The sequence below is a fragment of the Streptomyces sp. NPDC058257 genome (genome assembly GCF_042881845.1).
GTDB lineage: Bacteria > Actinomycetota > Actinomycetes > Streptomycetales > Streptomycetaceae > Streptomyces.
The window spans coordinates 238,481-259,660 of the sequence record NZ_JBHVXJ010000005.1; the positions used below are offsets into that span (position 1 = coordinate 238,481).

Consider the following 21,180-nt stretch of genomic DNA (forward strand, 5'->3'; position numbering starts at 1 on the left):
GATGTTCCAGACCGCCACCGACTGGCTGCACGAGCACCTGTGGAGCACGCTGCTGAAGAAGATCATCACGTGCGCCCTCGCCGCCCTCCTCGCCGTCGGGGCGTACGGCCTCGTCTCGCGGCTCACCGAGCAGGCGGGCAGCTGCGCCGACGGCGTGACCAAGTCCGGCGGCGAGTGCGTCGGAGTCAACGGCTCCGGCTACGACTTCGGGGAGCCGCAGATCGCACCGGTCGCGGCCCGGATCGCCGAGGAGAACCGCCGCATCGACAAGCAGCCACATGTCACGGTGGCGATGATGCTCCCGCTGCAGCCGGAGTCGAAGGCAGAACGGCGCCAGCTGCGCAGCGAACTGCAGGGTGCCTTCCTCGCGCAGTACCGCGCCAACCGGGAGCCGGGGAAGCCCGTGGTGCGCCTCGTGCTCGCCAATCCGGGCAAGGACTACCTCCGGCAGGACGAGGTGGTGCCGGATCTGGTGCGGATGTCGCGCTCCGGGAGCGACAACCTGCGCGCCGTGACCGGGTTCAACCTCTCCCTGGACGCCACGAAGGAGGCGGTGCGCAGCCTCACCGAGCAGCGGGTGCCGGTACTCGTGGCGCGGGCGTCGGCGAGTTCACTCGCCAACGCGGAGAGCAAGGACGGGACGTACGACTTCAAGGGCCTCGCCCGGATCATCCCCACCAACGAGCAACAGGCAAGAGCCCTCGCCTCCTACAACGGAAGCCGCAAGGACCGGCAGACCGTCCTGGTCCGCGACACCCGGCCCGACCCGTACGTCCGCTCGCTCGCCCGCGCCTTCCAGAAGCTGCCGGAGGACGGCCCGGCGGGACCCGACGACATGACCTTCACGTCGCCCGGGGTCGCCGATCCGGGTGACGTCGACAACCAGTTCAGGCCGACGGTCAACACGATCTGCAACTCGGGCGCGGACACGGTCTACTTCGCGGGCCGCTCGACCCATCTGCGGCTGTTCCTGAAGAGCCTCGCCAAGGAGGCGTGCGCGGAGCGGAAGTTCACCGTGGTTTCCGGTTCGGACGCGGCCTCGCTGAACAACCGGATGACCGACGAGGACTGGGCCGAACTCCGGGACGGCTCGGGCAAGCCGCGCCTGACCGTGCAGTACGCCGCGCCGGCCCATCCCGATGCCTGGCTCGCCGAGGTGCGCAAATGGCAGGCGGACGAGGAGAAGCGGACCGGCAAGAAGCCACCCGAGTCGAAGGCGCCCGGATCGCTGCGCGACCCGTTGGCCGAGCTGCGGCGACTTGAGGACACGGTGGCCGCGCTGAAGGCGGCGGGGCGCGACATCGGCGTCGTGGAACTGGGCGACTCCCGCACCATGATGGTGCACGACGGAGTACGCACGGCGGTCGATGCGATCCGCGGCGCGAAGCCCACCGGGGAGGCCGCGCCCTCCGCCGAGCAGGTGGGAAACCGCTGGGCCACGATGCAGTCGAGGAACCGCGTGAACGGCACCAGCGGCCGTATCTGCCTCACCAAGGCGGGCAACCCGTACGACAAGCCGCTCGCGGTCGTCGAGCTGAGACCGGGCACGAAGGCGGGCCCGGGCACGCTGGACTTCGTGGGCCTGGCCTGGCCGACCGGCAAGCGGCAGCCGGAGGACTGTGTCGTACGGAGCGGGTGAGGGCGAAGGGGGCCGGGGAGCGGCGTCAGCGGATGACGTCGAAGACGTTCTTCTGAAGGCCGTTGGCGTACGCCTCGTGCTCGACGAGCTCCAGCTTCTGGGTGTCCTTGTCCGTGTCGCTGAACAGCCGCTTGCCCGCGCCGAGCAGCAGCGGGAAGACGAGCAGGTGGTAGCGGTCGATGAGACCGGCGTCGGAGAGGTTCCGGTTCAGCGTCGCGCTGCCGTGCACGATGATCGGCCCTCCCTCGGTCTTCTTCAGCGTGGCCACGTCGTCGAGGGAACGCAGGATCGTGGTCTCTCCCCAGTCCGACACCAGATCGCCGTCGGTGAGGCTGGTGGAGACGACGTACTTGGGCATCAGCTTGTACTGCGCGAACTCCTCCATGCCGGGCCAGACCGGGCTGAACGCTTCATAACTGACCCGGCCCAGCATCATCGCCGCGGCCTCCTGCTGCTCCCGGCCCTTGATCTCGAACGCCTCCGGGACGAACTCCACGTCCTTGAAGGTCCACCCGGAGTTCCGGTAGCCGGGCTCGCCACCGGGTGCCTCCACGACACCGTCGAGCGAGACGAAAGCGGTGCTGATCAACGTACGCATCTCAAGATCTCCTGGTTGGTCGCCGAGGGCTGCCGCTCCATTCTCGCGGCTACGGAGATATTGACCGCGCCACACGCGGGAACTAATCGGCGGAGCCGGGCTTGGTCATCCCGGAGTTCGGAAAGGCGTTGTCCGCTCCCGCCTGCTCGCTCTACCCTGGCGCCCAGGCCCGCCCCCAGCCCCCGGAACGGCCCGACCATTCCGTTCGCGCTCCGGCGCCGAGCGGAAGGCACGTCGGTAACTCAGGCTGCCGGGTCCGTACTTCCTTGCAGCGGACGCACGGACACCGGCCGGTCCCGCCGGCTGTGGGATCAGGAGGGCCACTCCCGCGGCCCCTCGGCCACCAGCTGGCGCGGACACCTGCTCCTGGGGCGCCAGGGGGAGCCTGCCCCCAGGAGCGCCGCGGCCGTCGCCGCCGAATTCGGCGGCGGCCGCAGGCTCCGACAGGACTGTCCACTGCCCGGAACCCACCCCGCCCGCCCGACTTCCACGTCCCGGCACGTCACGGTCAGATGCACGGCACCGAGTGCCGGTTCCCTGGGATTCTGTGTGTGGAGGACCTCATGCGGTATGGGGAGATGGTGTGTTGAGGAGGGCTGCCGGGGAGGGCGTGGGGGTATCGGCGCCGCGGTCGGCGTCGTGTTCGGTGCCCTTCAACTCGTGCGGATCGTCTTCCCGCTGCCGCCCGCGGGGTGAGCAGCGGATACGGTGCTCTGGTGACTGATGGGGAGGGGACGGTGCCCGGGACCGCGCTGCTGATTGCGGCGGCGCCGGTCGGCAAGGCCCGTATGGTGGATGCGGCCTCCGTGCTGCCCGTGCTCGCTGCGGTGTCACCGGCGGTGCTCGCCGGGACCGCGACAGCGAGTGTCGTGGAGCTCGCGGACCCGCTGGACGCGCAGACAGTGCTCACCCGGCTGCGTGCGGCCGCGATGGCGCCGGGGCCTTTGACGGTGTATCTGGTCGGGCAGTTGCACCTCGATCGCCGTCAGCAGCTCCAGCATGTGGCGCTCGCGCGGACCACGGCGGCGACGGTGCGCTACACCGGGTTCCCCTGGCACTGGATCGCCCAGGAGCTACGGCTGCGCCCGCCGGGCAGCACGACCGTCATCGCCGATCTGCATGCCGACACGGACAGCTGGCAGCAGCTGGCGCTGCGTCCCCTGGACGTGGGGACGGGCGTGGCTCTGTACGGCCGGGTCGCTCCGCCGCCCGGTCGGCGTGCCGTCGCGACTCCCTCGTACATGAAGGCGCTGGCGACGGTCCTGCGCAGCGGACACCGGCCGCCGCTGCCTGACCTGCACCAGCACGTCGTCGCCCAGGCGTTGGAGGAGGGCGCGACCGACATCGTGCTGTTCGCCGACCCTGCCGCCGCCGTGCCCGGCGGTCTTGGCGGCGGCCTGGGCGGTGGCTTCGGCGCTGGCCTCGGCGGTGGCCTCGGAGGCATGCCGAGCCGAGTGCCGGTGCCCGCCCAACAGCAAGGCCCCACCCCCGACGCACCACCTTCCCAGGCGCCGGCGACCGCGGGTGCGGATCCGCACGCGGCGATCACCAAGGCCGTGGAGGCGGGACGGCACGGAGAGGCCGCGGCCATGGCGGCGGCGTGGGAGCAGGAGGCGCTGCGTACGTACGGGGCGTCCTCGCCCGAGGTGGTGCACTGGATGGAGGTCCGCGGACATCTGGCGATCTTCGCCAAGGACCCGGGCCGCAGCTGCCGGATCTGGCTGGCCGTGGTCTCCGCGAGGCTCGCGGCGGGCCAAGCCCCCGACGCCCCCGATGTCGAGGCCGCCGCGGACCTGGCCCACCACCAGTGGGAGCAGGTGCGCGACCCGGACACCGTGCGAGAACTCGGCCCGGCCCTCGTCGCGTTGCGCCGCCGCGTGCCCGGCCGTCAGCGCGGCACGGTCAACCTCGTCCAGCAGCGACTCGTGCAGTTCCACACGCAGGTCGGCTGAACTCCGCTCTACGGCCGGGACGGCAGCCCGTCGTGGTTCGGTGCGCCGAACCACCTCGGCAACTGGACGACCAGATCCCGCTGATCCTCACCGACCCACGCCACGTGACCGTCCGGCCGCAACAGCACGGCGGGTACGTCCAGTTCCTCACTGACGTCGACGACGTGATCGATACGGTCGCCCCACCCGGCGACCGAGAGCCGGCCGGTCTGGTCGAGGAGCAGCCCGCGGCCTTCGTGCGTCAGCTCGTAGAGACGGCTCTGCTTCAGCTCCACGTCCCGCATCCGCCGCCCGAGCAGTTCGTGGCCCTCACCGAAGTCGTAGCGGACGTCGACCGCGGTGATCATCCCGGTCACGTACCGGTTCACCTCCTCGAAGTCCATCAGCTTGGAGAACAGCTCCCGCAGCGCGGTCGCACCCGGATCGGTCCCGAGCAGCGTGATCTGCGCCCGGGTGTTCTCAAGGACACGGGCCCCCACCGGGTGCCGTTCGGCGTGGTAGGTGTCCAGGAGCCCCTCAGGAGCCCAGCCCGCGACCGCTGCGGCCAGCTTCCAGCCCAGGTTGAACGCGTCCTGCACGCCGAGGTTGAGCCCCTGCCCGCCGGTCGGCGGGTGGATGTGCGCCGCGTCGCCGGCGAGGAACACCCGACCGACCCGATAGCGCTCGGCCTGTCGGCTCGCGTCGCCGAACCGCGAGAGCCAGCGCGGCGCGTGCACGCCGAAGTCGGTGCCCGCGTGGGCCCGCAGCTGCCGTTTGAAGTCGTCGAGGGTCGGCTCGGCCGCACGGTCCTCGGTCACTCCGTCGGCGGGTACGACCACGCGGTACAGCCCGTTCTCGCTGGGGGCCGCCCCGAACCGCAGTTGGGTCGTGCGGACTTCCTCGACGACGGAGGCGATCGTCGCCGGATCCTCGGTCACCTCCATCTCACCGAGGAGCGTTTCGACGGTTGCGGGCCGGCCGGGGAAATCGACGCCGAGCAGCTTGCGCACGGTACTGCGGCCGCCGTCGCACCCGACGAGATAGCGCGAGCGCAGGTGCGTGCCGTCCGCCAGCTCGACGGTCACGCCGGCCCCTGCCCCGTCGCCGGTCCGCTCCTCGGTCTGGTCCTCGGTCTGGCTCAGCCCGACCACTTCGCAGCCGCGCCGGATCTGCGTACCGAGCTCGACGGCACGTTCGTCGAGCAGGCGCTCGGTGACCGGCTGCGGGGTGGCGACGCCGTACGGGTGCGCCGTGTCCAACCGCTCGGGCCACGCCTTGACGATGCCGCCGAAGAGACCGCCGACCTGGAACTTCTCACTGACCGCGAGGAACCGGTCGAGGAGACCGCGCTGGTCCATCACCTCGACGCTGCGCGCGTGCAGGCCCTGACCGCGGGACTGATCGGTCGGCTTCACCGACTTCTCAAGGACGGCCACGACCACACCGTGCAGACGCAGCTCACTCGCCAGCATCAAACCGGTCGGCCCGCCGCCGACCACGATCACATCAAACATGGGGACCCCCGTTCACGACGTTCGTGACGTTGAACGCGACGCCGTCGATGACGTCCTGACATCGCGAGAACAACACACGCACTTCGTGGCTCTCATTTCGTCGGCTGTTGCTCAGGCCGACGATTCTGCGGGAATACCCGGGTCTTGCCGCAAGGCCCCCCATGCGCTATATGTTGAGAGTGGCAAGGAGCACGTACGCTCCTTGCCATTGTCGCGTCCGGCCACGATCGGCGCTCTCCGAGACCGGTCCACCCGGTGCCACGCGCCACTTGCCACTCGTCACACGGAGTGGGCCCGCGGTGCAGGCGCTTCGGCCTCCCAGGCGAAACCGTCCAGGTCGGTGAAGGCCCCGGCGCCGCCGCCGATCACGAGCCGGTGAGATCCGGTGCCCTCGGGCGGGACACCGACGTCCTTGGCAAGGGCTCGGTGCCGGTACAGCGCCAGCTTGAAGGGACCCGAGCCACTCTCGAACTCGCAGTACACGGGGCCGAAGCTCTTCGACACGGCGAGGCCCTGGCCGACGTAGAATCGCTTGGTCGCGCTCATGTCCGCGACTCCCAGCAGGAGCACCATCTCGTCGATCTGCCGGGTGGCGGGGCCGGTGTCCTTCTTCGCCGAGGTCGCGACCTTCCAGATCGCCCCGTCAGGGGCCTGTACGACACCGCCGTACCCCCAGAGCGACTTCGTGGCGGGCTTCAGCGAGGCGGCGCCGGCCTCGATGGCGGTGTCGATGAAGCTGTTGACGTCGGCGGGCTGGGACACGGTGAGCGCCAGCGTGAACCCACGAAAGCCGGTGCTGGGTTCCTGAGAGGCACGCAGCCGCAGCTGTGTGTCCAAACCGAAGGCGGCGGAGTAGAAGCGCTGGGCGGCCGTGGTGTCGGCCACGTCGAGGGTGACGGATTCGATGGATGCCATGACGAACACGCTAGTGAGGGGTCGGGCAGCGGCGCTTCTTCATTCCTGACCGGTATTCCTGACCGGTATTCCTGAGCGGTATTTCCGGCCGGAGTTTCTGACCGGGATACGATCAACTTCATGGGGCGCTCCATACCGATCGAACCGCTGTCCGAGCCACTCGCGGATGGAGTGGTCGCCGTGAGACTGCGGCGCGAGTCGGATCTTCCTGCCATCGGGGCGGCGAGCCACGACCCCCAGACGCGTCGCTGGCTCGACGACGAACCCATGGACGAGGCGGCTCTCGGCACGAGCATGGCGAAGGTCGAAGAAGCGTGGCGCAGCGGCCGGGCGGCCCCGCTCCTGATCGCGGATGCCGAGACGGACGAGCCGGTCGGGATCATCAACCTGCAGTTCCGGGACGACGAGGTGGCGACTGTCGCCTACAGCGTCTTTCCCGCCTATCGCGGCCGGGGCATCGCCCCGCGCGCCGTGCGGCTGCTCGCGGGATGGGCCCTGGGCGACCTCGGACTGACTCAACTCCTGCTCGAGGCCGCCGCGGAGAACACGTCCTCGGTCCGGGTCGCCGAGAAGTGCGGGTTCCAGCGGAGCGACGGTCGCGTCGGGTCGAGCGGGGAAGGCCGGCCCGCGACGGTTGTGTTCGCCCGCACGAAGGAATGACCTCGCACGGCGCTGCTCAGCGGCGCCGTGTTCACCCCTGTGTCTGTTGTGGAACTTCGCTGGGTGGGGAGGCGTTGGCAGGTTGGCAGAGGGACGTGCGGAACGCGTGCGGACGAAGCGAACAGGCAGCCGAGGTGGCACGGATGGCGATGTGGGACCGGATCAAGGACCAGGCCAAGGGGCTGCAGCAGCAGTCGCAGGGGACACGCGGCTCCGGTGGGCACGGGCGGCCGGGGTCAGGATCCGGAGGGGGGTCGAAGGCGCAGCTCGTGGGCGTGCTCAAGTCCCAGCTCACCTCCCTGAAGACGGAGCTGAAGAGCGGCGCCTACCGTGACGCGAGCATGGCCATGTGCGCCCTGGTCGCGGCGGCCGACGGGACGGTCGACCCGGCCGAGCGGCAGCATGTGGAGTCGCTGATCCTGCAGAACGACGTCCTGAAGAACTTCCCGCCGGAGCAGCTGCGGCAGCGGTTCAACAAGCACGCCGACCAGTTGACGTTCAACTTCCAGCAGGGCAAGACCGAGGCCATGCAGGAGATCGCCAAGGCGGCGAAGAAGCCGATGGAGGCCAAGGCGGTCGTGCAGACCGGGTTCGTCGTCGCCGGAGCGGACGGGTACATCGCCCCGGCCGAGGAGCAGGTCCTGCGGGAAGCGTGCGCGGCGCTCGGCGTCTCTCCGCAGGAGTTCGGCCTCTGATCAGGGCTCGATGACCGCACATCGCCCCCCGATGACCGATGACCGTATGACGGGGTGCGCTTCCGTGTGGCCTCCGTGCAGTTGGGGCCCGCACCTCACGGTGCGGGCCCCAACTACGCCCGCGTGCCTGCCCCGTCCGGCGTCCGCGCTTCCCTACCGCGCCCAACCGCCGTGACAGCCGCGTAACTCGCGGCGGCGAGGACCTCGAAGCCGGCGGCCACCACCAAGGCGCCGGAAAGCGACCACGTCGCGATCGGACCGCCGATACCCGCTCCGATCGCATATCCGGTGATCTTCAGACTCGCTCCCGTGGTGAAGATCTGGCCGCGCAGCCGTTCGGGCGCCTCGCGATGACGCACGGCGAACAGCGCGGTCAACTGCGGTCCGGCGGCGGCCCCCGCGAGCGCCATGGCGACGAAGAGCGGGACGGGCGAGACCGTGGCGGCAAGGAGGAACGCGACGGCGAGCACCAGCGTGCTGCCGAGCACCGTCGTGTCGGGGAGCAGCACGCCGGGCCGCCTGGCCACGAGCACGTTCGCGGCGAGGGACGCGACCGCGAGAGCGGCGAGGAAGAAGGTCCCGGCGTTCGCCGTGCCCAACGCCTCCTCGCCGAGAAGGGGGCTGCAGGTGACCAGTACACCGACGCCGATGTACGAGATCACGGAGGTGACCGTGGCGCGGGCCAGGAACCTGGCGCGAACGATGGCGAGGAAGCCGGAGACCAAGTCACCGACGACCGACGTCCGGCGGCGGCGCGAGGAGGCCGCGGGGTCCGCAGGCAGTGTCCACGCGACCGGCAGAGCCAGTGCGATCAGCGCCACGGCTGCTACGACGCCGCTCTCGGCACCGGCGAGCACGGCGACCACCCCGGCGAGGGCCGGTCCCGCCAGGCTCGCGAAGTTGTACGTCATCGCATCGAGCGCGGTGGCCCGCGACAGTCCGTCCGGCTCGACGACCCGGGGAAGCTGTGAGGTCCACCCGCCGGCCAGAGCGGGGCCGAGCAGCCCGCCGAGCATGGCGGTCGCGATGACGAAGGGGAGGGGAAGTCGCCCCAGAATCAACAGGATCACCATCAGCGCTGCGGAGTAGGCGACCAGCGCGCCGGCCAGTAATCGCCCCGGAGCCGCGGCCCTGTCGAGCATGGCTCCGAACACGGGCCCGCCGACCGCGGCCGAGATCGTGATCCCGGACAGGAGCGCGGACCCTGCCGAGGCGGAATCGGTGGCCGCGACACCCACCAGGAGCAGGGCGGGGCCTGACATCTCGTCGCCGGCACGGGCGGTGGCGGCCCCGGCGACGTAGAGCGGCAATCTGTAACGCGTCAGCATGATGTTTACGTTACGCAGTAACGGCTCACTTTGATATAAGCGTTACTCTCTCCCCATGCCCTCCAACCGTGCGCCCGAGGACGACGACTGGTGCACCCGCCACTCCGTCCTGCGGACCGCTCAGCGCGCCGCCGCACTCGTCAACGTCCTGACGACCGTCGAAACGCCCACGCCGGAGGACGTCGCGGCCGTGCTGCGCGCATACGGCGAGGCCGACCCGCTGGACGTGTCCCGCCAGGACGTACGGCAGATGCGGCCTGTGGCGGATTCCCTCCGCGACGTATTCGCCTCCCCTGATGTCGACGCGGCGGCGACCCGGCTGAACGGGCTCCTGGCCGGGGGATCCGGACCGGCACGTCTCACCTCGCACGAGGGCCGGACCCCGTGGCACATCCATCTCGACAGCGACGACGACGCACCGTGGGCGGAGTGGTTCCTCGCCTCCTCCTGCATGGCGATGACCGTCCTCGTCTGGAACCGGCAGCGTCCTCCCGGCGGAGTGTGTGCCGCGCGGCGCTGCACCGACGTCTTTGTCACCAGCGGCGGACCGCCCCGCCGCTACTGCTCGGGTCGGTGCGCCACACGGGAGCGCGTGGCAAGCCACCGCCGTACGCGCCCGTCGCAGTAGGCGTGCCCGACCGACCCGCCTCGGCGTGCCGCGATTACCTCACGTACAGGCCTTGTTTCCTTGCGACCTGACGACTAGTCATATGGCTAATCGAAATAGGGGCGCACGCGAAACCCGTGTGCCCGGGGCCCAACCCCCTGGAGGCCACGTGAAGTTCTCCGTCATATTCGAAGCGCAGCTCGCCGACCCCACCGTCGAGCGGGAGCATCAACTCATCCGCGACAGCGTCGAACAGGCCGTCCTGGCCGAGGAGATGGGGTTCGACCGCGTCTGGGCGGTCGAGCACCACTCCCTCAAGTGGTACGCCCACATGAGCGCCCCGGAGATCTTCCTGACCTGGGTCGCCGCGCGCACAAGCACGATTCGCATCGGGCACGGCGTGGTCTGCATGCCGTTCCGCTTCAATCACCCGGCGCGGGTCGCCGAGCGCGCCGCCATGCTCGATCTGCTGTCCGGGGGGCGGCTCGACCTCGGGGCGGGGCGTGGCGGAACGCTCCAGGAGACGTCGCTCTGCGGCGTCGACAAGGAACGTACGACCCAGGAGGTCGAGGAAGCGCTCCAGATCATCGGGAAGGCCTGGGAGAGCGAGGAGTTGGAGCATCACGGCGCGCTGCTCGACATCGCCCCCCATCCGATCCTGCCCCGCCCGCGCCAGACCCCGCACCCACCGCTCTTCCTCGCCTGCAGCAGGACCGAGACCCTGACACAGGCCGCCGAACTCGGCATCGGCGCACTGGTGATGGGCTTCGCGGGGCCCGATTCGATCGCCGGGATGCGCGCGGCGTACGACGATGCGATCGCGGGTCGCAGCGACGCGCGCTTCGTGTCCAGCGTCGTCAACGACCACTTCTCCGTGCTCTGTCCGACCATCGTGCTCGACGACCGGGAAGCGGCCCGGCGCGTGGGTATCCGCGGGCAGCGGTTCTTCGCACAGTCCATCGGGCACTGGTACGGCGGCGCGGGCATCCCCGACGAGGCGGTGGTCGAAGGGGCCGACGAGGCGGCCGCGATGCGCGAGGCCGCCGAGCAGGTCGTCGCGCGGCTGCACGAGCACGACATCCCCGTGCGGCCCACGTCCACGGCCACCTTCAACGCCGATCACGCCTATGGGACCGCCGACGACGCCATCGCGTACGTGGAACGGCTCCGCGACTCCGGGGCCGACGAGATCATGTGCCTCATCCAGATGGGCACCGTCCCGCAGGAAGCGTGCATGGAGACCCTGCGGCAGTGGGGCGAGAAGGTCATCCCGTACTTCCGCGCCCAGGAGACGGGGTGACGACGGCCGACGCAGGCGGCGACCGCCTCGCCCCGGGCGCGCGGCCCCTCGTGGACGCGCTGAGCGCCGCCTTCCCCGACCTCGGCGGCACCGTCACCGACGCGGTCGAGGCCCGCCGCGTCCTGGCCGCGGCCCCCGCTTCGGCCAAATCCGCACCGCCCGTGGGGGCGGTCGAGGAGCGGGTCATCCCCGGTCCCGTAGGGGCTCCCGACCTGCCCGTGCGCGTCTACCGCCCCGAGGGGCCCCGTAACCGCTCCCACAGCCACCCCCGCCCCACCGTCGTCTTCTTCCACGGCGGCGGCTACACCCTCTGCGACCTCGACACCCACGACGCCACGGCCCGCACCCTCTGCGCCGAGTCCGGCGCCGTCGTGGTCTCCGTCGCCTACCGCCTCGCCCCCGAGCACCGCTTCCCCGCGGCCACCGAGGACGCGTACGCGGCGCTGTGCTGGGCCGCGGCCCGGACCAGGGCGGGCGGTCTCGGTGGCGATCCGGGCGCCGTGGTGACGGCGGGGGACAGCAGCGGGGGCGGCCTGGCCGCCGTCGCCGCTCTGCTGGCGCGGGATCGCCGGGGGCCCGCCGTGGCGCTCCAGGTGCTGATCTATCCCGTGCTCGACGCGGGGCAGGGCAGCGACTCGTATACGTCGAACGCGACCGGCTACTTCCTCACCGCCGCGCACATGCGCTGGTTCTGGGAGCAGTACCTGGGCCCGGACGGCGACGGCACACACCCCTACGCCTCACCTCTGCGCGCGGACGTCGCCGCGCTGCCGCCCGCGCACATCGTCACCGCGGGCTGCGATCCGCTCTGCGACGAGGGCGCGGAGTACGCGCTCAAGCTGCGTCTGGCGGGGGTTTCGGTGACGCGGGGGCACTATCCGGAGATGTTCCACGGCTTCCTGGGCTTCCCGCGGATCCTGGGCGACGCGCGGGCCGCGATGGCAGATGTGGCAGAAGTAGTCGCGTTGGCGGTACGCGGCAGGAAAATCAGCGGTGATGTTGGGGGTGTCACAGGATAATCTCCCGAGCCTCCCCTTGTGGCGGGAACCTCGCACGCATACGGTGTCCTTACGCGAGGTTCTCCCGTGGAGGTTGACAAGTGACGGAAATTCTTGTGCAGAAGGTGACGGAAGGTGCGGTTCCTCCCGCGAGTGGGGGTGTCCCCATGGGAAGGGTCGTGGAGCACCCGGCTTGGCCGATGCTCAAGGACGCCGTGGAAGAGATCCGCCCGTGGCAGTCCGCGGACGGTTCGATCGACTTCGACGCGGAAGGCGCCCCGGCGAAGTCCGTGGCCGAACTCACCGTCGATCGCGCGCTGTCCGCGATCGAGCAGCTCGCCCCGCTCCTGCCGCACGACGCCGCGTACCACCAGGCACTCGGAGCGGACCTGCGGCGCTGGGCGGACGACGGGTTCAAGGTGCCGGACTTCCTCGACTCGCTGCTCGCCTTCCAGCCCGCGGCTGACCGCGAGGACGGCCTGCAGCACCTCGTGGTCTTCCCGATGTACACGCAGAACGGCAATCCGGACCGCAATCTGGAAGCGGTCGTGCTGCGCATGGTCTGGCCCCAGTGGCTGGCCGACCTGGAGCGCACGCGTTACGACAACCCGCTGTTCTGCGGCATCACCTTCGAGGACTTCACCGCCGGGTACGACACGAACTCGGCCGTGCTCTTCCCCGAGACCATCGCCGTGCGCGAAGCCCCCGAGCGCTTCAGCTGGGGCGGCATCTTCTGCGACCGCGAGGCCGCCCGCTTCCGCCGCGTCACCGAGGCCTCCGTCGAGATCCTCGGGCTCGAACTGCCCGACGACATCCGCGAGATGATCGGCGACCAGGACCGCTGCCAGCAGGCGTTCGTCCTGTGGGACATGGTCCACGACCGCACCCACAGCCACGGCGACCTGCCGTTCGACCCCTTCATGATCAAGCAGCGCCAGCCGTTCTGGATGTACGGCCTGGAGGAGCTGCGCTGCGACCTCACCGCCTTCAAGGAGGCCGTGAAACTGGAGGCCGAGGGCGTCCCGCAGGCGCGCGACGTGCAGTACGCCGTCCTCTTCGACCGGATGTTCCGCTTCCCGGTCACGGGCGACCGCGTCAAGAACTACGACGGACTCGGCGGCCAGCTGCTCTTCGCGTACCTCCACAAGCACGACGTCGTCCGCTGGACCGACAACAAGCTGCGGATCGACTGGGAGCGCGCGCCGCAGGTCACCAACCAGCTGTGCTCCGAGATCGAGGAGCTCTACCGCGCGGGCATCGACCGCCCCAAGCTCGTCCACTGGTTCGCCGCGTACGACCTGGTGTCCCAGTACCTCGCCCCGCACCCCGGATCGCGCTGGGCCAAGGGTCCGGACGCCCTGGACGTGCAGCTTCCGCCCCGTAAACTCGTCGACGACGTGCTTCCTGACGAGTTTCCGCTCAGCATGTTCTATGAGGCGCTCTCCAAGAAGCTCAAGCACGTGATCGCCTCCACCAAGGGGATCACCGCGTCGAGCGCCGAGCCGGTCGCCGCGTGAGCGCCCACACCGAGGAGGCGAGGACGATGTCCGCACTTGATGGAGCCGTGGTCGCGGTCGCGGGGGCAGGCGGTCCCGCGGGCCGTGCCACGCTGCTGAGGCTCGCCGAGGCCGGAGCCACGGTCGTGGCGTCCGACGCCGACGCGGCGCGTCTGGCGGAGGCGGTGGACGCCGCGCGGTACGCGCACGGCGGGGCCACCGTCATAGGGGACACGGTCGACCTCCTCGACCTGGGCGCGACCCGGGAGTGGGCCACCCGCACGGAGAAGGAGTTCGGGCGGATCGACGGCCTGGTCCACCTCGTCGGCGGCTGGCGCGGCAGCGCCACCTTCGCCGAGACCGACCTCACCGACTGGGACCTCCTCGAAAAGCTCCTGATCCGTACGGTGCAGCACACCTCCCTCGCCTTCCAGGAGGGCCTGCAGCGCAGCGACCGCGGCCGTTATCTCCTGATCAGCGCGGCCGGCGCCTCCAAACCGACGGCGGGCAACGCCGCGTACTCCGCGTCGAAGGCCGCAGCCGAGGCCTGGACACTCGCCCTCGGCGACGCATTCCGCAAGGCGGGGAAGGGGGAGGGCGAGCAGGGCCTGACATCGGCGGCTGCGATCCTGGTGGTCAAGGCGCTGGTGCACGACGCGATGCGCGCGGAGCGGCCCAACGCGAAGTTCGCGGGCTTCACGGACGTCAAGGAGCTGGCCGAGGCCATCGCCCGAGTCTGGGAGCGGCCCGCCGGAGAAGTGAACGGAACCCGCCTGTGGCTGACCGAGAAGCCGTGACCGCTCGCGACACCCGTGACAGAGACCCCGTGAATCCTCCGAAGACCGACGCGCGCCGTCACCACGACCCGGATGTACGGGGCTTCGCCAGCGACAACTACGCGGGCGCCCACCCGGAGGTGCTCGCCGCCATCGCCCTCGCCAACGGCGGTCACCAGATCGCGTACGGCGAGGACGACTACACGGCCAACCTCCAGCAGGTCATCCGCGGTCACTTCGGCCCCACGGCCGAGGCGTTCCCGGTCTTCAACGGCACGGGAGCGAACGTCGTCGCGCTCCAGGCGATCACCGACCGCTGGGGCGCGGTGATCTGCGCCGAGTCGGCGCACATCCACGTCGACGAGGGCGGCGCCCCCGAGCGCATGGGCGGCCTCAAGCTGCTCACGGTGCCCACGCCCGACGGCAAGCTCACGCCCGAGCTGATCGACAAGCAGGCGTTCGGCTGGGACGACGAGCACCGGGCGATGCCGCAGGTCGTCTCGATCGCGCAGAACACCGAACTGGGCACGCTCTACACGCCCGACGAGATCCGCGCCATCTGCGACCACGCGCACGGACTCGGAATGAAGGTGCACCTCGACGGCTCGCGCATATCGAACGCCGCCGCGTCGCTCGACGTGCCCATGCGGGCCTTCACGAACGCGGTCGGCGTGGACATCCTGTCCCTGGGCGGCACGAAGAACGGCGCGCTCTTCGGAGAGGCCGTCGTCGTCCTCAACCAGGACGCCGTCAAACACATGAAGCACCTGCGCAAGCTGTCCATGCAGCTCGCCTCCAAGATGCGTTTCGTGTCGGTGCAGTTGGAGGCCCTGCTTGCCAAGGACCTCTGGCTGCGCAACGCCCGGCACGCGAACGAGATGGCGCAGCGCCTCGCGGAGGGCGTGCGCGCGGTCCACGGCGTGGAGATCCTCTACCCGGTGCAGGCCAACGCGGTCTTCGCGCGGCTGCCGCACGACGTGAGCGAGCGGCTGCAGAAGCTGTACCGCTTCTACTTCTGGGACGAGGCGGCGGGCGACGTCCGCTGGATGTGCGCGTTCGACACGCGCGAGGAGGACGTGGACGGATTCGTGGCGGCGCTCAAGGAAGAGATGGCGCGCTAGCCGACTGGCACCTCCTGATTGCTGCATAGATATGCGGTCGACCGTAAAAGCATTGACATGCGGTCGATCGCATTTCTATGCTCCCGTCGCATGCAGCTGATCCAGGAAACCCCAGACCTCTCCGCCTATTTGGCCGCCGATGAGGTGGTCGACCACCATCACCCGCTCGTACGCGAGACGGCGGCGCGCCTCGCTGCCGACGCCGCGGATTCATACGCATACGCTCACGCTGCCTACGAGTTCGTGCGGGACGCCATCCCGCACTCGCAGGACTCGGGCCGCATGGAGGTCACCTGGCGCGCCTCCGACGTCCTTCGGGAGCGCACCGGCATCTGCACTGCCAAGTCCCACGCCCTGGCCGCCCTGCTGCGCGCCGAGGACATCCCGACGGCGTTCTGCTATCAGCGGCTGCGTGACGACAACACCAGTGGCTACTCCCTGCACGGCCTGGTCGCCGTACGTCTCGACGGCGCCTGGCACCGGCAGGATCCGCGCGGGAACATCCCGGCCGGGGTCGACGCGCAGTTCCGTCTCGGTGAGGAGCGGCTGGCCTGGCCCGTGGATCCGAAGTCCAATGAAGTGGACTACCCAGTCCTGTATGCTGAACCGAGTCCGGTGGCGCTCCGCGCGCTCAAAGTAGCCCGCGATCGGCAGCATCTCTGGCAGATCTACCCCTCAGAACTGTGACGTACGAACTGTGAGGCATGACGGACCATGACCATCGACCTGAGCGTCTCCGACGAGGTGCGCGCCCTCGCGCCCGGCTTCACCCACGTAGCCATCGAGGCCTACGGACTCGTCAACGGACCCAGCACCGACGAGACCTCGGTCCTCCTCGACGAGGCCGCGCGCCGACTCGCCGAGCGGCTCCAGGGCCGTGCCCCGCACGAGGACCCGCACATGGTGGCCTGGCGCGCGGCGTACACCGCCTTCGGTGCCAAGCCCTCCCGCACGCGCAACTCCGCCGAGGCGCTCGCCAAGCGGGCCCTGGCCGACAGCGGTCTGCCGAGGATCAACACCCTCGTCGACATCTACAACGCGATCAGCGTCGCCCACCTGATCCCGGTCGGCGGCGAGGACCTGGACCACATCAAGGGCGGCATGCGCCTGGTGCGGGCCACCGGTACCGAGGCCTTCGTCACCATGGCCGGGGGCGAGCAGGTCATCGAGCGCCCCGACGCGGGCGAGGTCGTCTGGTGCGACGACGAGGGCGTCACGTGCCGCCGCTGGAACTGGCGCCAGGGGCCGCGCACCCGCCTCACCGAGGAGTCGGTCAACGCCATCTTCCTGCTGGAGGGGATGGGGCCGGAATCCGGCGCCGAGGCCGCGGGCGCGGAACTGGCCGAGCTGCTCGAAAAGTTCAGCCCCGGCGCGCGACTCACAGTCCACGCGCCGGAGCGGGCGTAGTCCGAGCGCCCCTAGAGGTGCCCGGAGCGAGCGCCGGGAGCGAGCCGCCCGGAGTAATCGATTCAGCTCGCCTCGGCGGCCTTCACCTCGGCCGGAGTCGGCGCGGTGCCGCCGAGGTGCGCCGGCATCCACCACGTGTCGTCCGGGCCCTTGGGGCGTACGGGATAGGCGCGCTGAGCGGCCTCGAGGAGCTCCTGGCAGCGCTCGCGAAGGCGCCGGGTGATCGCGCCCGCGAACTGGTCCTTCGGCGCCTCGAGGGGCTCGCCGACGCGGATCGTGATCGGGATGTGGCTGCGCTTGAAGTTGCGCGGCTGCCCCTTGGTCCACAGCCGCTGCGTGCCCCACAGCGCCATCGGGATCAGCGGGACCCCGGCCTCCTGGGCCATGCGCGCGGCGCCCGACTTGAAGCTCTTGAGCGTGAACGACGGGGAGATCGTCGCCTCGGGGAAGACCCCGATGATCTCTCCGGAGCGCAGTGATTCGAGCGCGTGCTGGTAGGCCGTCTCGCCCTGCTTGCGGTCGACGGGGATGTGCTTCATCCCGCGCATCAGCGGGCCGCCGATCCGGTGCCGGAACACCGACTCCTTGGCCATGAAGCGCACGAGCCGCTTCTGCGGCAGCGCCGCGAGGCCGTCGAAGATGAAGTCGAGATAACTGATGTGGTTGCTGACCAGCACCGCACCGCCGGTGAGCGGGATGTTCTCCGACCCCTTGCAGTCGATCTTCAGGTCCCATGCCTTGAACAGTGTTTTCGCGGCACCGATGACCGGACGGTAGACAAGCTCTGCCATGGGTGGGGAGGGCCCTTCGTGTCTGCCTTGGGAGGGGGCTCCCGGCGGGAAGTTACGCAGCCGTAGGTTTTTCGGCGTTGCGCAGATCGTGCCCCAAGAACGGACGGCTGACCACCCATCGTGCCCCGTGGGCGCGAGATTCTCGTCACGTTGGGAATGTTCGCGGACGCGGGGACGCTGAAGACGAGGACGGTTGGATCATGACGCAGGGGCGGGAGGCTGACGTGCACAAACGTGATGCGGGGGACCGGCTCGACGTGCCGGGGCCGGGAACGTGGGCGGGGTACGAACTGGGGGACCGGGCCACGCTCGTGCAGTTCTCCAGCGCCTTCTGCCAGCCCTGCCGGGCCACCCGCCGCGTCCTCGCGGACGTGGCGGACATGGTTGCCGGCGTCTCCCATGTCGAGATCGACGCCGAGGCCGAACTCGAACTCGTACGCGAACTGCGCATCCTCAAGACGCCGACCGTGCTGGTGCTCGACGCGGACGGACAGGTCGTGCGGCGCGCGACAGGGCAGCCGCGCAGGGCCGACGTGATCGCCGCCCTCGGCGAGGCCGTGTGAGGCGCGGTGTGAGGGGGAGGAGAGCGCGATGACACAGGTCCAGGGCTTGCGGAGCCGTCTTCCACATCGCGGAACGGGCTTGACCGCACCCGCCATCTATCGCGAGCCTGCTTCCATGCCTCCGGAGCTCCTTCTCTTCGAGCGCGTCCACGTGGACCTCGCCCGTCATGCAAGTGCGCGCTGTCCGGGCTGCTGAGCAGCCACGGAACCGCTCGTACCTCCTGCAGAAGGACAATTCCATGACGGCCACGCCCGATCTCCGCACACCCCGACTCGCCTCCCCCGATCTCCTGCGCTCCGTTTTCCGGCAGCACGCCGCGGGGGTCGCGGTGATCACCGCCCAGGGCCCGGCCGGGCCCGTCGGCTTCACCGCCACCTCGCTCGTCTCGGTCTCCGCCGAGCCACCGATGCTCTCGTTCGGCATCGGTACGGGGGCGTCCAGCTGGCCCGCGGTCTCGGAGGCCGAACACGTCGGCGTCCACATACTCGGTGAGCATCAGCTCGACCTCGCCACGACGTTCGCGCGCAGCGGCGCCGACCGCTTCGGTGCGGGCACGCGGTGGTACGAGGGGCCCGAGGGTGTGCCCGTGCTCGACGGCACGCTGGCCTGGCTCGTCTGCAAGGTCGCGGCGCGGGTTCCCGCCGGTGACCACCGCATCGTCCTCGCGGAGGCCGTCCTCGGCGACCCCGCGGGCGCGGGGCGGCCCCTGCTCTACCACCAGGGGCGCTTCAACGCGCTGCGCGACTGAAAGTTCCCGGACGACCCTCTCGGCGCCCGATTACAGAGGGTTGGGAAGGTCACAGTTCAAAGCGCTTGCTTAGTGGGAATGCACTGGGTGTACTGGCGAGTAATATTCTGGTCGGAGCGCGGGCCGCCCCGACCGGGATCCGCCCCTTCAGGCGCCTATGCTGCCTGCAAGAAGGCAGTGGCCAGAGCAAGGCAGCAGCCCAGTAAAGACGATGCAGTAGGAGAGCCGGCGTGAGCTTGAGGATCGTTGTCACCGTGAAGTATGTGCCTGACGCCACCGGCGACCGGCACTTCGCCGATGACCTGACCGTCGACCGGGATGACGTCGATGGCCTGCTGTCGGAGCTGGACGAGTACGCGGTGGAGCAGGCGTTGCAGATCGCGGGTGAGGCCGACGACGCGGAGATCACCGTGTTGACGGTGGGGCCCGAGGATGCCAAGGACGCGTTGCGCAAGGCGCTGTCGATGGGTGCGGACAAGGCCGTCCATGTGGAGGACGAGGATCTGCACGGCAGTGACATCATCGGGACCTCGCTGGTGCTCGCCAGGGCGATCGAGAAGGCCGGCTACGACCTGGTGATCTCCGGGATGGCGTCCACGGACGGTACGGCGGGTGTGGTTCCGGCGCTGCTGGCCGAGCGGCTCGGTGTCCCGCAGGTCACGCTGCTCTCCGAGGTGTCCGTGGAGGGCGGTGTCGTCAGGGGCCGCCGTGACGGCGATGCGGCCTCCGAGCAGCTGGAGGCCTCGCTGCCCGCTGTCGTGTCGGTGACCGACCAGTCGGGTGAGGCCCGCTATCCGTCCTTCAAGGGCATCATGGCCGCCAAGAAGAAGCCGGTGCAGGCCTGGGACCTCTCGGATCTGGACCTGGAGGCCGGGCAGGTGGGCCTGGAGGGTGCCTGGACGAAGGTCGAGTCGGCCACCGAGCGTCCCGCGCGCACCGCGGGCACGATCGTCAAGGACGAGGGCGAGGGCGGCAGGCAGCTCGCCGAGTTCCTCGCGGGCCAGAAGTTCATCTGAGCTTCAGCCGCCCCTGAAATCCGCCCCACTTCTTCGTAACCGCAGGAGATTGAAGTCCCATGGCTGAAGTTCTGGTCTACGTCGACCACGTGGACGGTGCCGTCCGCAAGCCCACCCTGGAGCTGCTGACGCTGGCCCGTCGTATCGGCGAGCCCGTCGCCCTGGCGCTCGGCAATGGTGCTGCCGGCACCGCGGCCGTGCTGGCCGAGCATGGTGCGGTCAGGGTGCTGACCGCCGATGCCCCGGAGTTCGCCGACTATCTGGTCGTGCCGAAGGTGGACGCGCTGCGGGCCGCCTACGACGCGGTGTCCCCGGCCGCCGTGCTGGTGCCGTCCTCCGCGGAGGGCAAGGAGATCGCCGCCCGTCTCGCGGTGCGGATCGGCTCGGGCATCATCACCGATGCCGTCGATCTGGAGGCCTCCGACGGGGGCCCGGTCGCGACGCAGTCCGCGTTCGCCGCCTCGTACTCCACCAAGTCGCGCATCTCCAGGGGTACTCCGGTCATCACGGTCAAGCCGAACTCGGTCGCGGTGGAGGCCGCTGCGGCCGCGGGCGCCGTCGAGGCCCTCACGGTCTCCTTCTCGGAGCAGGCCACCGGCACGAAGGTGACCGCGCGTACCCCGCGGGAGTCCACCGGGCGTCCGGAGCTGACCGAGGCGGCCATCGTGGTCTCCGGCGGCCGTGGCGTGAACGGTTCGGAGAACTTCCACCTCATCGAGTCGCTCGCCGACTCCCTGGGTGCGGCCGTGGGCGCCTCGCGCGCCGCGGTGGACGCGGGCTGGTACCCGCACTCCAACCAGGTCGGCCAGACCGGCAAGTCCGTCTCGCCGCAGCTGTACATCGCCTCGGGCATCTCCGGCGCGATCCAGCACCGGGCGGGCATGCAGACCTCCAAGACCATCGTGGCGATCAACAAGGACGCCGAGGCCCCGATCTTCGAGCTGGTCGACTACGGCGTGGTCGGCGACCTCTTCGACGTCGTCCCCGCCCTCACCGACGAGGTCAACACCCGCAAGGGCTGATCTCATCGACCGTACGAGGCCCTCACCCCGCGCTGCGCGGGGTGAGGGCCTCGG

The 21,180-nt window shown here is 70.0% G+C and carries 21 protein-coding genes; 16 read left to right on the forward strand and 5 right to left on the reverse strand.

Going from position 1 to position 21,180, the window contains the following annotated elements; translation table 11 throughout:
• Position 1: 1 nt before the first annotated feature.
• Positions 2-1,639 (forward strand): amino acid ABC transporter substrate-binding protein, encoded by a 1,638-nt coding sequence (locus tag ACFVXC_RS15960; RefSeq protein WP_389905695.1) that lies wholly within the window; start codon positions 2-4, stop codon positions 1,637-1,639.
• Between the two features lie 25 nt (positions 1,640-1,664).
• Here ACFVXC_RS15960 and ACFVXC_RS15965 read toward each other — a convergent pair whose 3' ends face one another.
• Positions 1,665-2,237, reverse strand: a complete 573-nt coding sequence (locus tag ACFVXC_RS15965) for a dihydrofolate reductase family protein (RefSeq protein ID WP_389905697.1) — start codon at positions 2,235-2,237, stop codon at positions 1,665-1,667.
• Between the two features lie 737 nt (positions 2,238-2,974).
• Between ACFVXC_RS15965 and ACFVXC_RS15970 the strand changes: the two genes are divergently transcribed.
• The gene (locus tag ACFVXC_RS15970) at positions 2,975-4,189 is read left to right on the forward strand and encodes a hypothetical protein (RefSeq protein ID WP_389905949.1); all 1,215 of its coding nucleotides are present in this window, start codon (positions 2,975-2,977) and stop codon (positions 4,187-4,189) included.
• 8 nt (positions 4,190-4,197) lie between these two features.
• On the opposite strand, the gene rox is transcribed toward ACFVXC_RS15970, so the two are convergent.
• Both rox and ACFVXC_RS15980 read right to left on the reverse strand, forming a co-directional pair.
• Entirely contained in the window at positions 4,198-5,682 is a 1,485-nt protein-coding gene (gene rox, locus ACFVXC_RS15975; protein WP_389905698.1) for a rifampin monooxygenase, read from the reverse strand.
• 279 nt (positions 5,683-5,961) lie between these two features.
• Positions 5,962-6,597, reverse strand: coding sequence for a glyoxalase (locus tag ACFVXC_RS15980; RefSeq protein ID WP_389905699.1), 636 nt, complete (start codon positions 6,595-6,597; stop codon positions 5,962-5,964).
• A 120-nt stretch (positions 6,598-6,717) separates the two neighbouring features.
• Here ACFVXC_RS15980 and ACFVXC_RS15985 point away from each other — a divergent pair, with 120 nt between their 5' ends.
• Positions 6,718-7,257 (forward strand): GNAT family N-acetyltransferase, encoded by a 540-nt coding sequence (locus ACFVXC_RS15985; protein ID WP_389905700.1) that lies wholly within the window; start codon positions 6,718-6,720, stop codon positions 7,255-7,257.
• Between the two features lie 143 nt (positions 7,258-7,400).
• Positions 7,401-7,952 (forward strand): tellurite resistance TerB family protein, encoded by a 552-nt coding sequence (locus ACFVXC_RS15990; RefSeq protein WP_389905702.1) that lies wholly within the window; start codon positions 7,401-7,403, stop codon positions 7,950-7,952.
• A 113-nt stretch (positions 7,953-8,065) separates the two neighbouring features.
• On the opposite strand, the gene ACFVXC_RS15995 is transcribed toward ACFVXC_RS15990, so the two are convergent.
• Positions 8,066-9,280 (reverse strand): MFS transporter, encoded by a 1,215-nt coding sequence (locus tag ACFVXC_RS15995; protein WP_389905704.1) that lies wholly within the window; start codon positions 9,278-9,280, stop codon positions 8,066-8,068.
• Positions 9,281-9,335: 55 nt separating this feature from the next.
• Here ACFVXC_RS15995 and ACFVXC_RS16000 point away from each other — a divergent pair, with 55 nt between their 5' ends.
• From ACFVXC_RS16000 to ACFVXC_RS16035, 8 genes are all read left to right on the forward strand, one after another.
• Positions 9,336-9,908, forward strand: a complete 573-nt coding sequence (locus ACFVXC_RS16000; RefSeq protein ID WP_389905705.1) for a CGNR zinc finger domain-containing protein — start codon at positions 9,336-9,338, stop codon at positions 9,906-9,908.
• A 148-nt stretch (positions 9,909-10,056) separates the two neighbouring features.
• Positions 10,057-11,187: an LLM class flavin-dependent oxidoreductase gene (locus ACFVXC_RS16005; protein ID WP_389905707.1), complete on the forward strand. Its 1,131-nt coding sequence runs from the start codon at positions 10,057-10,059 to the stop codon at positions 11,185-11,187.
• Complete coding sequence (locus ACFVXC_RS16010) at positions 11,184-12,206, forward strand: alpha/beta hydrolase (protein WP_389905708.1); 1,023 nt, start codon at positions 11,184-11,186, stop codon at positions 12,204-12,206. Before ACFVXC_RS16005 ends, ACFVXC_RS16010 begins: the two co-directional genes overlap by 4 nt.
• A gap of 80 nt (positions 12,207-12,286) precedes the next feature.
• Entirely contained in the window at positions 12,287-13,702 is a 1,416-nt protein-coding gene (locus ACFVXC_RS16015; protein ID WP_389905710.1) for a DUF6421 family protein, read from the forward strand.
• A 26-nt stretch (positions 13,703-13,728) separates the two neighbouring features.
• The gene (locus ACFVXC_RS16020) at positions 13,729-14,478 is read left to right on the forward strand and encodes an SDR family NAD(P)-dependent oxidoreductase (RefSeq protein ID WP_389905712.1); all 750 of its coding nucleotides are present in this window, start codon (positions 13,729-13,731) and stop codon (positions 14,476-14,478) included.
• Positions 14,479-14,507: 29 nt separating this feature from the next.
• On the forward strand, positions 14,508-15,578 hold the full coding sequence (locus ACFVXC_RS16025; protein WP_389905713.1) for a threonine aldolase family protein: 1,071 nt from the start codon (positions 14,508-14,510) through the stop codon (positions 15,576-15,578).
• A gap of 90 nt (positions 15,579-15,668) precedes the next feature.
• Positions 15,669-16,265: a transglutaminase family protein gene (locus ACFVXC_RS16030; protein WP_389905715.1), complete on the forward strand. Its 597-nt coding sequence runs from the start codon at positions 15,669-15,671 to the stop codon at positions 16,263-16,265.
• A 27-nt stretch (positions 16,266-16,292) separates the two neighbouring features.
• A complete protein-coding gene (locus tag ACFVXC_RS16035; RefSeq protein WP_389905716.1) occupies positions 16,293-16,985 on the forward strand; it encodes a B3/4 domain-containing protein in 693 nt (230 codons plus the stop codon).
• A 62-nt stretch (positions 16,986-17,047) separates the two neighbouring features.
• Here the strand turns inward: ACFVXC_RS16035 and ACFVXC_RS16040 are convergent, their stop codons facing one another.
• Positions 17,048-17,776, reverse strand: coding sequence for a lysophospholipid acyltransferase family protein (locus ACFVXC_RS16040; protein WP_389905718.1), 729 nt, complete (start codon positions 17,774-17,776; stop codon positions 17,048-17,050).
• A gap of 200 nt (positions 17,777-17,976) precedes the next feature.
• Between ACFVXC_RS16040 and ACFVXC_RS16045 the strand changes: the two genes are divergently transcribed.
• The 4 genes from ACFVXC_RS16045 (at position 17,977) to ACFVXC_RS16060 (ending at position 21,126) form a co-directional block, all read left to right on the forward strand.
• Positions 17,977-18,339 carry a TlpA family protein disulfide reductase gene (locus ACFVXC_RS16045; protein ID WP_389905720.1) on the forward strand — a complete coding sequence of 121 codons (363 nt, stop codon included), beginning with the start codon at positions 17,977-17,979 and terminating at the stop codon, positions 18,337-18,339.
• A gap of 239 nt (positions 18,340-18,578) precedes the next feature.
• The gene (locus tag ACFVXC_RS16050) at positions 18,579-19,088 is read left to right on the forward strand and encodes a flavin reductase family protein (RefSeq protein WP_389905722.1); all 510 of its coding nucleotides are present in this window, start codon (positions 18,579-18,581) and stop codon (positions 19,086-19,088) included.
• 230 nt (positions 19,089-19,318) lie between these two features.
• On the forward strand, positions 19,319-20,104 hold the full coding sequence (locus ACFVXC_RS16055) for an electron transfer flavoprotein subunit beta/FixA family protein (protein ID WP_389905724.1): 786 nt from the start codon (positions 19,319-19,321) through the stop codon (positions 20,102-20,104).
• A 59-nt stretch (positions 20,105-20,163) separates the two neighbouring features.
• The gene (locus ACFVXC_RS16060) at positions 20,164-21,126 is read left to right on the forward strand and encodes an electron transfer flavoprotein subunit alpha/FixB family protein (RefSeq protein WP_389905725.1); all 963 of its coding nucleotides are present in this window, start codon (positions 20,164-20,166) and stop codon (positions 21,124-21,126) included.
• The last annotated feature ends 54 nt before the right edge of the window (positions 21,127-21,180 follow it).

Excerpts from the sequence above, each read along its gene's own strand:
- ACFVXC_RS16035 (WP_389905716.1), top strand. The coding sequence starts at position 16,293 with ATGACCATCGACCTGAGCGTCTCCGACGAGGTGCGCGCCCTCGCGCCC.
- ACFVXC_RS15965 (WP_389905697.1), bottom strand. The coding sequence starts at position 2,237 with ATGCGTACGTTGATCAGCACCGCTTTCGTCTCGCTCGACGGTGTCGTG.
- ACFVXC_RS15990 (WP_389905702.1), top strand. The coding sequence starts at position 7,401 with ATGGCGATGTGGGACCGGATCAAGGACCAGGCCAAGGGGCTGCAGCAG.
- ACFVXC_RS16045 (WP_389905720.1), top strand. The coding sequence starts at position 17,977 with ATGACGCAGGGGCGGGAGGCTGACGTGCACAAACGTGATGCGGGGGAC.
- ACFVXC_RS15995 (WP_389905704.1), bottom strand. The coding sequence starts at position 9,280 with ATGCTGACGCGTTACAGATTGCCGCTCTACGTCGCCGGGGCCGCCACC.
- ACFVXC_RS16050 (WP_389905722.1), top strand. The coding sequence starts at position 18,579 with ATGACGGCCACGCCCGATCTCCGCACACCCCGACTCGCCTCCCCCGAT.
- ACFVXC_RS16000 (WP_389905705.1), top strand. The coding sequence starts at position 9,336 with ATGCCCTCCAACCGTGCGCCCGAGGACGACGACTGGTGCACCCGCCAC.
- ACFVXC_RS16030 (WP_389905715.1), top strand. The coding sequence starts at position 15,669 with ATGCAGCTGATCCAGGAAACCCCAGACCTCTCCGCCTATTTGGCCGCC.
- ACFVXC_RS15985 (WP_389905700.1), top strand. The coding sequence starts at position 6,718 with ATGGGGCGCTCCATACCGATCGAACCGCTGTCCGAGCCACTCGCGGAT.
- ACFVXC_RS16040 (WP_389905718.1), bottom strand. The coding sequence starts at position 17,776 with ATGGCAGAGCTTGTCTACCGTCCGGTCATCGGTGCCGCGAAAACACTG.
- ACFVXC_RS15960 (WP_389905695.1), top strand. The coding sequence starts at position 2 with ATGTTCCAGACCGCCACCGACTGGCTGCACGAGCACCTGTGGAGCACG.
- ACFVXC_RS16060 (WP_389905725.1), top strand. The coding sequence starts at position 20,164 with ATGGCTGAAGTTCTGGTCTACGTCGACCACGTGGACGGTGCCGTCCGC.
- ACFVXC_RS15980 (WP_389905699.1), bottom strand. The coding sequence starts at position 6,597 with ATGGCATCCATCGAATCCGTCACCCTCGACGTGGCCGACACCACGGCC.
- rox (WP_389905698.1), bottom strand. The coding sequence starts at position 5,682 with ATGTTTGATGTGATCGTGGTCGGCGGCGGGCCGACCGGTTTGATGCTG.
- ACFVXC_RS16020 (WP_389905712.1), top strand. The coding sequence starts at position 13,729 with ATGTCCGCACTTGATGGAGCCGTGGTCGCGGTCGCGGGGGCAGGCGGT.